Origin of the sequence: Oribacterium sp. FC2011, from assembly GCF_000701645.1 — a bacterium.
In the GTDB taxonomy this organism is placed as follows: domain Bacteria; phylum Bacillota; class Clostridia; order Lachnospirales; family Lachnospiraceae; genus Oribacterium.
Map to the genome: position 1 here is coordinate 217679 of NZ_JNJM01000004.1, position 10423 is coordinate 228101.

Below are 10423 nucleotides of genomic sequence, written 5' to 3' on the forward strand. Positions count from 1 at the left end.
TTTTGGAGGGGCATCACTTTTTGGAATGGCATCATGAGCTTATTATATTTCTTCTGCCAAAGGGTTAGAAGTTAAAATCAGAATATCGGAAGAAATGATTAACTTTCAGGAGGAAAAGAATGGGAGAGTCACTTACCAGAAAAATAATAAAGTCACATTTTGCATCAGGGTCCATGACGCCGGGAGAGGATGTATTTGTAAAAGTTGATCAGACACTTACACATGATATAAATGCGGTTATGACTTATCTTGCATTTGAGCAGATAGGACTTAAGAGAGCACGTACAGAGATCTCGGTTTCAAATCTTGATCATAACCTTCTTTATATAGATTTTAAAACGCCGGATGATCACATCTATCTTCGCACTGCGGCTGAGAAGTATGGAGTTTATGTATCAAGACCAGGTAACGGAATCTGTCATATGGTCCACACCTGCAGATTTGCGGCTCCTGGAAAGCTCCTTATGGGTGGAGATTCACATACGCCTTCAAGCGGTGCTGTAGGATCTCTTGCAATCGGTGTTGGTGGTATGGATGTTGCTACTGCTATGACCGGTCTTCCCATGAGACTAACGATGCCCAAGGTAGTTAAAGTTAATCTTACTGGCCGTCTCCGTCCGGGTGTAAATGCCAAGGAAGTTATTCTTGAAATGCTTCGCCGCGTAACCATCAAGGGCGGTCTCGGAAAGGTATTCGAATATGTGGGACCGGGAGTTGAAACCCTCGAGGTTCCGGAGAGATTAACCATTGCAAACATGGGTGCAGAGATGGGAGCAACCACTTCCATATTCCCTGCTGATAATGTGGTTAAGAAATTCATGGAAGCTCAGGACAGAGGTGATGAATTTATTGAGATGGGACCGGATCCTGATGCTGAATATGATGAGGTAATGGAGCTTGATCTTTCATCTCTTGAGCCGCTTATAGCTCTTCCTCATCAGCCGGACAATGTTATTCCCATCAGTTCTCTCAAGGAGCATCCGGTGGTTCATCAGGTATTTATGGGCTCATGCACAAACGGATCCTATTCTGACTTTGCAAAGGCAGCTCTTGTAATGCAGGGCCATCATGTAGATGAGAATGTCCAGTGCACCGCAGGTATTGCCAGCAAGCAGATTCTGAAACAGCTTATGAGGGACGGATACCTTGATATGTTGGTTGACGCCGGCGTACGTATCATGGAGCTTAGTTGCGGCCCATGCTGTGCCATCGGACAGGTTCCTCCTACAAACGGTATCGCAGTTCGTACTTCAAACCGTAATTTCCGTGGTCGCGCAGGTTCACCAAATGCCAATATTTATTTAGTTTCACCTGAGTCTGCAGCAGCTACTGCCATTAAGGGAACATTTGCATCAGCCTGGGATGTTATGGGAGACGATGTGAAGAAACTGGCAGAGGTCCATGAACCGGATCACTATTTCGTAGACGATTCCATGCTCATAAAGCCGCTTCCTGAGGAAGAGGCTGAAAAGATAGAAGTAGTCAAGGGACCGAATATCGCAAGTCTTCCTGTGCCTGAAAAACCCGAAAAGAATCTTCAGTGCAGAATCTCTCTTAAGGGGCGTGACAATATCTCTACCGATGACATTACCCCTGCCGGAGCTGAGTTCTCTTCCATGAGATCCAACATTCCACTTATGTCAAAGTACTGCTACAACCGTTATGATCCTGAGTTTTCCGAGAGAGCGAGAAACCTCGGAAAGTCCATCATCATCGGTGGTGAGAACTATGGTCAGGGTTCATCCCGTGAGCATGCAGCCATCAATCCTATGTACCTTGGCGTTAAGTGTGTTATTGCCAAGAGCATTGCCCGCATCCATAAAGGTAATCTCATAAACCATGGCATCGTGCCCATGCTTTTTATGAACAATGAGGATTACGACAAGCTTGAGCTTCTGGATGAACTTGAAATAGACAACTTCCCTGAGCAGATCAAGACAAGAAAGGTCACCGTCCGTGACAAGACAAAGGGTATAAGTTTTGATTGTAAGCTTGAGATTTCAGACGCCGAAATGGAAACCATTCTTGATGGAGGACAGCTCAGACATCTGAAGCAGCAGCTGGTGGATCAGGGAATAATAGAGGAATAAGTAAATATTGCAGTGGCATTGTGAGCGTGAAAGATATGCAATGTCGTGTAAAAAGAGAAGTTGTGGCATGAGGATGACAAGTGAGCCCAAGTACTGTTTATGTAAAATGCCACATCATCATATGAAATTAGTGAAGGAGATTTTTATGAGTTACGCGTATGTTGGCTGCAGATCCACGGAATTACGAAATGCACGTGGAAAAGGATTAAGAGTATTTGAAATCAATGATCGTACGGGTGAATGGAAGGAGATCCAAACCCTGAAAACTCTGGACAACCCGTCCTATCAATGCATGGACCTGGAGGAAAAATACCTCTATTCAGTTCATGGGGATTTCACTCAGGTTTCAAGCTACAGAATCAAAGAAGACCATACTCTGGAGCATATCAACACCATCGATACTGTGGATGGTAGGAATCCTGTATTTATCACGCCGGATAAGACCAATCAGTATCTTCTGGTTGCGACTCTTCAGGGTGGAAGAGTGTATGTTATCAAAAGAAACGATGATGGCTCACTTGGAGATATAGTGTTTGTTCATTTTGCGCCAGGTATCAAAGAAGGCAGCCACTCCTTCGCTCACCAGTGCATATGGGATCAGACACAGACTTACCTTTTTGTTGTTTATCAGGGAAGAGATCAGGGCTATGGTCAGGTCAAGGTTCTTAAGTTCAATGCTGAGGACGGAAGCCTTACACAGACAGATGAGTTCAAGGCAAGAAAGGGCGCAGAGCCTCGTCATATAGCTATACATCCCAACAACAAGTGGGCATACCTCATTAATGAATGGGGAAATACAATGGAGTATTTTGCCTTTGATCCTGAAACAGGAAAGCTTACTCCGAGACAGTATCTTCCTACACTTCCGGAGACGTATACAGGTGACGGACAGGCAAGTGCATCACTTCTCAATCAGGATGGTTCAATCCTTATCGGATCCAACCGAATGCATGAGTCCATAGTGCTTTACAGAGTAAACCAGGATACCGGATATATATCGACTCTCGGATGGTATCCGACTCTTGGGCTTACGCCCAGATTCATGACCTTCAATAAAGATTATTCAAAGTTTTACGTTGCCAATGAAGACTCCGATACTATCGTGGAATTCACTCTTGATGCAGCAAGGGGGCAGATGTATTACACAGGGAATATCATTCACACTGAGAGTCCTGTTTGCATAGTGTTTAAGGATTGATATACGAAAGAATTTTCATATTAAAAAAAGGCAATAGTTAAAAATCAACTATCACACTTATTTGAAGAGTTAGGTACAAGCCTGGATGAATATGGCTTTCACTAATCTATGGAGGAAAATTATGAATTTGGCGGTTATTTCACTTTTGGCACTTCTTGTTGCCATAGCGCTTGGATACTTTAAAAATATGAATGTTGGTATCGTGAGCATTGCACTATCAATGATACTTGGACTTTTATTTAATGTTAGTTCAAAGGACCTTCTTAAAGGTTTCAGTACGTCACTGTTTTTTCAAATGGCAGGTATCACATTCCTTTTCGGAATTGTAAAGGCCAACGGAACTTTGGAACTGACTGCCAAAAAGATCATTCATCTGGTGGGCACCAATCCTGTAGTCATATGCATTGCCACCTTTTTTATCGGCGCAGTACTCAGCGCAGTTGGTCCGGGAGCTATTCCCTGCCTTGCAATCATGCCTGTTATAGCAATTCCCATAGCGCTCTCTGTAGGCATTAACCCTATCATGCTTTCCTGTATCGGAGATCTCGGCGTTCAGGCTACAAGAATGTCTCCTCTTACACCTGAGGCTGCAGTTGTACGTGATCTTATGGAGCAGCAGGGAATCGATGGCAATACAGTTCCGCTCATGATAGCACTCGCCATTACCTGCATTATCCTTTCGGTTATTCTGTTTATTTATTACAAAGGATATAAGCCTGACACAAGTGTTGTATCATCCGTAAAAGAGGAACTTCCAAAGCTTAATATGCATCAGATAGCATCGCTTATTGGACTTTTTGTACTGGCTGTCGGTGTCCTGTTCTTCAGTTTTAATGTTGGCTTCGCGGGCTTTACCATTGGCGTTGTTCTTGTTCTCCTCGGAGCAGGAAAGGATAAGGAAGCCCTTAAGGCAGTACCCTGGAATGTAATCTTCATGGTAATAGGTGTTGGTATTCTTATGAACATTATCTCAATTTCCGGTGGAATAGACCTGATGGTGGAAGGCCTTGAAAAGGTTCTTTCTGCAAAGACAGCTTCCTGCGGTATGGGAATACTTGCCGGCGTAATGTCCTTCTTCAGTTCCGGGCTGGGAGTGGTTTTCCCGACACTTATCCCTACCGCCGGTGAGCTTGGAACAGCCCTTGGCGCAAATCCGGTTGAAATCTGTGCCGCTATAGTTATCGGTGGAACAGTTACCGGTTATTCACCTATATCTACTGCCGGAGCCCTCATGATGGCAGGTGTTGCCCAGCAGGAAAATGCAGAAGAACGCTTCCCTTCAAAGAAGATTTTTGTAGAACTTTTTGCGGTTGCATTTATAGCTATGGCACTTCTTGCGGTGCTTGCAATCATCGGAGTTTACGCAGTGGCAGTAGGCTGATTTTAATAATGTGGGATTTTAAGTTCTGCCTTACGTCCTGTAAGGCAGATAATATAAAAAGGTGATATAAAACCCTAAGGGAAAGAGGATAAAAGAGCTTCTTTCCTTTGGGGACTTTGTGCTATATTGCGAGCATACATGTTAAGATAATGAATAAATAATCTGTAAAGAAATCAGTTATAAACTGAAGGTAATATGGATTAAATACATTAACATTAATTGGAATCGGTTTCTTTTATTTTGAATAGAACGGGAGTTATTTATGAAAGACAGCGACTGGAGAATAATCAACGCATTACATGAGACTCAGAGTATAACGAAAATTGCTGCAATGATGTATAAGTCTCAATCTGCCATCACAAAGAGACTTCAGATCATGGAGCAGGAACTGGATTGCAAGATAGTGGAACGTACACCATTGGGAGTTGTCTTTACAAAAGAGGGGGAGTTCCTCTACAAAGAATCCGTCAAGCATATTGCATTTGAGAATGAGGTGCTTGAAGGGCTAAGACTCATAAAGGAACAGACTAAAGAGAATATCATAATAGGCTCTGCATATACCTATACAAAGTACTCTTTATATGATGATCTTGATGGTTTTATAAAGGCACATCCCAATGTAAGCATTCGCGTTGTAAACAGGCAAAGTAACCTGCTTTATCATATGCTTATGGAGGGAAAACTGGATGTTGCATTTATCCGATCCGATTATATTGATAATGTCTACCACGAATTGATAGATCACACTGCGGGATATATCGTTTCCAAGGATCCGGTTCGGATTGAAGATTTACCTCGCATGGAGCGTATTGCTTATCAGACTAACAGTAAAACCGTGCAGAAGATTGCAGACTGGTGGCAGGAGCAGTTCGGCACAATGATTCCTGAAGCGACTGAGGATGTAGGTTATATAGAATTTGCTTTTAGGAATATTTCTTCAGGAAATAAATACCTTCTTTGCTTCCTGCCGGATAATTTTGTTAATGAATATAATCTGACACTTCAGCCAATGCTGAAGCCTGACGGCAGCAGTGTATCAAGAAAAACCTGGTTCATATACAAAAAGGAAAAGAACAGAAGAGCCATAGTGGATGAACTGATAGATTATGTGGATAAAAATGTAAAGATAAAGTGATGTGTCACTTTCTGAAATAAAGACCTCTTCATATTCATGAAATGTGGATAAGGAGGGGCTTTAATAGTAGCTATAACATAGATAAAATCATATGTGATACATAACCATATATATATTTTACTATATATCAGTCATCACATATAATTTAAATACAGACAAAAAAGGAACGACGTGAATGATTGTTAAATTTTATACAAATTAAGTACCAGCCATAAGCATAAGCTGAGGGTTGGTGTTACACGATTAGTTGAGTTTAGAGCAAAAAAGGAGATGGAATCTATGGGTACAGAAGAACAGATCAAGGCAGCTGAAGCTAAGTTTGGAGATCTCATCAGAGCAGAGCTTGCTCGTATAGAGACCATGAAAGAGGACAGTGAGATTAAGGATTTTTCAAAGCTTGATCATATCAGGATCGGTATCCTTCCTGGAGACGGAATCGGACCTATCATAATGGAGCAGGCATTAAGAGTAGTTAATGAGCTCCTTAAGGATGAGATTGCTTCAGGAAAAGTTGAAATCCACATAATCGAAGGCATGACAATCGAGAGAAGATCAGAGCTTAATGAATCTCTCCCCGCTGATGTTATGGAAGAGTGCAAAAAGTGTGATGTTCTTGTAAAGGGTCCGTTTGTAACTCCGAGACCGGGCGATCCATGGCCAAACCTTCTTTCTGCAAACTCACTTCTCAGAAGAGGCCTTAATCTTTTTGCAGCTGTTCGTCCTATCAAGATGCCGGACAGAAACATTGACTGGACTTTCTTCCGTGAGAACATTGAGGGTGAGTACATCCTTGGAAATAAGGGTATAGAGGTTAATGAAGACCTTGCCATCGATTTCAAGGTTCTTACAAAGCCCGGTGCAGAGAGAATCGCTCGTGCTGCTTTTGAGTTTGCCCGCAAGAATGGTAAGAAGCATGTAACAGTTGTTACAAAGGCCAATATCGTAAAACTTGTTGACGGTAACTTTGTAAAGACTGTTCATAGAATAGGTGAGGAAGAATATCCGGACATCATCGTAGATGACAAGCTGGTTGATGCAACCGCTGCCAAGATGCTGGATCCTGAGTTCAACAAGGACATGGAAGTAGTTGTTCTTCCTAACCTTTATGGTGACATCGTAACTGACGTTGCAGCAGAGCATCAGGGTGGACTTGGTACAGCTTCAAGCTCCAATATCGGAAACAAGTATGCTCTCTTCGAGGCTATCCACGGAACAGCGCCATATCTTATGAGTCACGGACGCGGACATTATGCTAACCCATGCTCACTTATCCGTGCAATGGGCGAGATGATGGCACACATCGGTTACGCTGATCGAAAGGCTATCCTTGATAAGGCTCTTGACATCACAACCGTTACTGAGAAGAAGATCGTTCTGACAACAGAGACAAAGGATGCTTCAACAGAAGAGTTTACAGATTACCTTATTGATACAATAAAGGGTCTTGAGGGTTGATGGTAATTGGCATTTTATTTAGTGTCAGCCGGATCTGTAATCTGTATGTCGGATATAAACGGCTATATACATTCATTTATAGATGAGGATGTACTATCGTAGTGATAGTTTAAAAGTGTAAATATTCAAGCAAATAATGTGGTTCTGTATGAACGCTCTTTTCGGATTAATATTTCGGACGGTTCATACAGAACCTTTTTTAGTAAGTTGAGGATTAAAGGATATGGAATATAAAGAATACAAATACGTGCTGAAAATCGCAGAGCTTGGGAATCTCACAAAGGCAGCAGAAGAACTTTATATTTCTCAGCCGTCTTTGAGCCATTATATCGCAAGGGTTGAAGAGGAGTTGGGTGCAAAGATTTTCAACAGGAGTACTAATCCCATATCACTTACTCCTGCAGGTGAAAAATATTATGAAACCGCCAGGATGATTCTGAACCTGGATAAAAAAATGAAAAAAGAGGTTTCAGAGATCACAGAGAATAAGTCAGGGGTTATCACTTTAGGTCTTTCCCACGCCAGAGCTTCTTATATATTGCCCTATATCATGCCTGAATTTCACAAAAAGTATCCGGGTATAGATATACGGACCAATGAACAGAAATCAAGTCTTGTAGTGCTTTCTATATAGGAAAATGCGTAGTCCCCGGAGTTCCTGTCATGACACCTTTGGACAATAAAGATCTCCGCATAGTGTTAAAGTCTGGTGGATTTGGTCAGGCGGATTTCTTTGAAAGAGCGGTGAAAATCACATCAGAATCCTGAATTAAAATATGTGGGCAGTCTTTGCAGGACTTGCTTGTTCTTATAGATTTAGGGATTGATGGGAAGAATATAAAACAGCGTTTAAATAGTTGAATAGAGTTGCATCTGCGAGTTAGATACTAAAATCCGATAGGATAGAGGGAATATAAATGTCTAATAAGAGAATAGCTTTAGTGAGCATAACTGAAAATGCTGTTATGCCAATGACTCAGTATATAAAAGAAAATGAACCGGATTATGAGGTGGTGAATTACCTTGACGGAAACCTCATGGGGAAGATAAGAAAGGAAAATGGAATGCCGGAAGAAGTCGATATGTATACGGTGCCTGAAGCTTTTAAAGCAGCGCAGGAAGGAAATATGAGTGAGTGTGATCGTATAGTTGCCGAAAAGGTTATGGAACTTGATGTCATGTATGATCAGATTGTTCTGGCGCAGATATCAATGTCAGGAGCAACCAAGCCCTGCAACCCGACTCATGCCCGTCTTATCACAAGTCTTTCCGAAGCGGTTAATCAGTTAAAAAGCGAACTGACAGAAAGTGATTCTCATCAATGATACGATCATAACTGTATCTGGGTTTTGTCTATATTATGCTCAAAACAAGCGTAAACAGATGAGCGCCACATATAAGGATATTTTGATTTTTAGTTCATGTATTTAGATGTAAATAATCATTATGGGTTCGACTTAAAGAACATATCAGTAAGGTTACAAATAGATAATTCGGGTTATTACATTTATAATGATTCGATATGGCATGAAACTGATACTAAGTCACAATTTATGTTATGATTTCATTTGTAGTCAATACTAAGGAGTTCTAAACATTATGAACATAAAATCTTTGATCGATCTTCAGGCAGTAATGTTTCTGGAGATGGCGACAGGATACATTATAAGAAGGTTCGGTATTGTAAAAGGTGAATCAAAGAAGGTGTTAACGTCGTTGATTGTATATGTAGCTTTACCATGCAATATTGTGAAAGCATTTATGATATCCATGACGCCTGAGATTATTAAGCAGGGGGCGATGATGCTTGTTGCCTCTGTTGTTATACAGATTCTGCTTGCCATTGCAGCAGCTTATTGTTATAACTGGCTGCCTGCAAAAAAGAAGATGGTATTCCAGTATGCAACGGTTGCGTCCAATTCGGGAATTCTGGGTAATACCATTGCCGGGGAAGTATATGGTGCTTTAGGATTACTATATTCAGCATTGTATGTCATACCACAAAGAATAGTAATGTGGTCGGCAGGACTTTCATACTTCACTGAAGCTCCCGATACCAAAACAGTTATTAAAAAGATCATGAAGCATCCCTGCATAATTGCGGTGTGGCTGGGAATCATTATAATGTTTCTGCAGATTCAGTTCCCTTTATGCATTACAACCACGATACAGAATCTTGGCAATATGACATCGCCACTTACCATGATGTTCCTAGGGATAAACTTAGCGGAAAGCGGTTTTAAAAGCCTTGTGACTAAATATAGCTGTTTATATTCGGCGATACGACTCGTGATAATACCGGCAGCGGTTATGGCATGCTGCTATGCTGTACAAATGGAAAAAACGGCAGCAGGTGTAGCAATCGTCCTTGCAGCAATGCCGGCGGCTTCCATGACAGCGGTAGTAGCCAGCCAGTATGACGGTGATGTGGATTTTGCAGCAGATATTGTGGTATTTTCAACCATACTCAGTTTGGTAGTCCTGCCTGTATGGGTTATGATAGTGGCAGTAGTTTTTACATGAATGATCACGACAAATATTTAAAGAAGGTATGCTGATATTCATCGGCAAGCCTTCTTTTTCTATGTTATAAAATGTGAAAAAAGTGAAATGAAAAAAGACAAAAAATATTTCAAAAAGTGTTTGACATCTCATTCTCAAATTGCTATATTAACTGAGCGCTCAAGAGAGCGAACTAATAGAACCTTGAAAATCAAAGATCGATTAATACACAGACCCTGAAGATTCTATATGAAGATTCAGAAGCAGAAGATCTTTAAAGATCTGAAGCGAGACCAAAAAGGTCTAAAGCGAAAATACAATCGCAGTAAAGAAAACGGACAGAACAAATAAAGCCAAGCTTTTAGTTCTGAACGGGAAGAACTTAAAAGAGAGAAATCTCTTTCGTATTTAATATGAGAGTTCGATCCTGGCTCAGGATGAACGCTGGCGGCGTGCCTAACACATGCAAGTCGAACGAGCGAGAGATGAAACCTAGTGATTCTCAAGCGAGTGGCGGACGGGTGAGTAACGCGTGGGTAACCTGCCTTACAGAGGGGGATAACAGTCTGAAAAGACTGCTAATACCGCATAAGCACACAGTACCGCATGGTACAGGGTGAAAAGATTTATCACTGTAAGATGGACCCGCGTCTGATTAGCCA

General features: G+C 41.5%; 9 protein-coding genes and 1 rRNA gene. All 10 read left to right on the forward strand.

Annotated elements, in window-relative coordinates:
* Nucleotides 1-119: 119 nt before the first annotated feature.
* A complete protein-coding gene (locus T357_RS0105045; protein ID WP_031549400.1) occupies nt 120-2090 on the forward strand; it encodes an aconitate hydratase in 1971 nt (656 codons plus the stop codon).
* A gap of 145 nt (nt 2091-2235) precedes the next feature.
* The gene (locus tag T357_RS0105050; protein ID WP_031549401.1) at nt 2236-3288 is read left to right on the forward strand and encodes a lactonase family protein; all 1053 of its coding nucleotides are present in this window, start codon (nt 2236-2238) and stop codon (nt 3286-3288) included.
* A gap of 121 nt (nt 3289-3409) precedes the next feature.
* Nucleotides 3410-4669 carry an SLC13 family permease gene (locus T357_RS0105055; RefSeq protein WP_031549403.1) on the forward strand — a complete coding sequence of 420 codons (1260 nt, stop codon included), beginning with the start codon at nt 3410-3412 and terminating at the stop codon, nt 4667-4669.
* A 262-nt stretch (nt 4670-4931) separates the two neighbouring features.
* Entirely contained in the window at nt 4932-5804 is an 873-nt protein-coding gene (locus tag T357_RS0105060; protein ID WP_031549405.1) for a LysR family transcriptional regulator, read from the forward strand.
* A 279-nt stretch (nt 5805-6083) separates the two neighbouring features.
* Nucleotides 6084-7259, forward strand: coding sequence for an isocitrate/isopropylmalate family dehydrogenase (locus tag T357_RS0105065; protein WP_031549408.1), 1176 nt, complete (start codon nt 6084-6086; stop codon nt 7257-7259).
* A 223-nt stretch (nt 7260-7482) separates the two neighbouring features.
* Nucleotides 7483-7893: a LysR family transcriptional regulator gene (locus T357_RS0105070; protein ID WP_049962285.1), complete on the forward strand. Its 411-nt coding sequence runs from the start codon at nt 7483-7485 to the stop codon at nt 7891-7893.
* Between the two features lie 29 nt (nt 7894-7922).
* Complete coding sequence (locus T357_RS22135) at nt 7923-8027, forward strand: hypothetical protein (RefSeq protein ID WP_139297904.1); 105 nt, start codon at nt 7923-7925, stop codon at nt 8025-8027.
* 149 nt (nt 8028-8176) lie between these two features.
* A complete protein-coding gene (locus tag T357_RS0105080) occupies nt 8177-8584 on the forward strand; it encodes a hypothetical protein (protein ID WP_031549411.1) in 408 nt (135 codons plus the stop codon).
* 274 nt (nt 8585-8858) lie between these two features.
* Nucleotides 8859-9782 carry an AEC family transporter gene (locus T357_RS0105085; protein ID WP_031549414.1) on the forward strand — a complete coding sequence of 308 codons (924 nt, stop codon included), beginning with the start codon at nt 8859-8861 and terminating at the stop codon, nt 9780-9782.
* Between the two features lie 388 nt (nt 9783-10170).
* Nucleotides 10171-10423, forward strand: a 16S ribosomal RNA gene (locus tag T357_RS0105095); the annotation flags it as partial.

Coding starts and splice junctions, on each gene's coding strand:
- T357_RS0105070 (WP_049962285.1), top strand. CDS start 7,483: ATGGAATATAAAGAATACAAATACGTGCTGAAAATCGCAGAGCTTGGG.
- T357_RS0105080 (WP_031549411.1), top strand. CDS start 8,177: ATGTCTAATAAGAGAATAGCTTTAGTGAGCATAACTGAAAATGCTGTT.
- T357_RS0105045 (WP_031549400.1), top strand. CDS start 120: ATGGGAGAGTCACTTACCAGAAAAATAATAAAGTCACATTTTGCATCA.
- T357_RS0105085 (WP_031549414.1), top strand. CDS start 8,859: ATGAACATAAAATCTTTGATCGATCTTCAGGCAGTAATGTTTCTGGAG.
- T357_RS0105060 (WP_031549405.1), top strand. CDS start 4,932: ATGAAAGACAGCGACTGGAGAATAATCAACGCATTACATGAGACTCAG.
- T357_RS0105065 (WP_031549408.1), top strand. CDS start 6,084: ATGGGTACAGAAGAACAGATCAAGGCAGCTGAAGCTAAGTTTGGAGAT.
- T357_RS22135 (WP_139297904.1), top strand. CDS start 7,923: ATGACACCTTTGGACAATAAAGATCTCCGCATAGTGTTAAAGTCTGGT.
- T357_RS0105055 (WP_031549403.1), top strand. CDS start 3,410: ATGAATTTGGCGGTTATTTCACTTTTGGCACTTCTTGTTGCCATAGCG.
- T357_RS0105050 (WP_031549401.1), top strand. CDS start 2,236: ATGAGTTACGCGTATGTTGGCTGCAGATCCACGGAATTACGAAATGCA.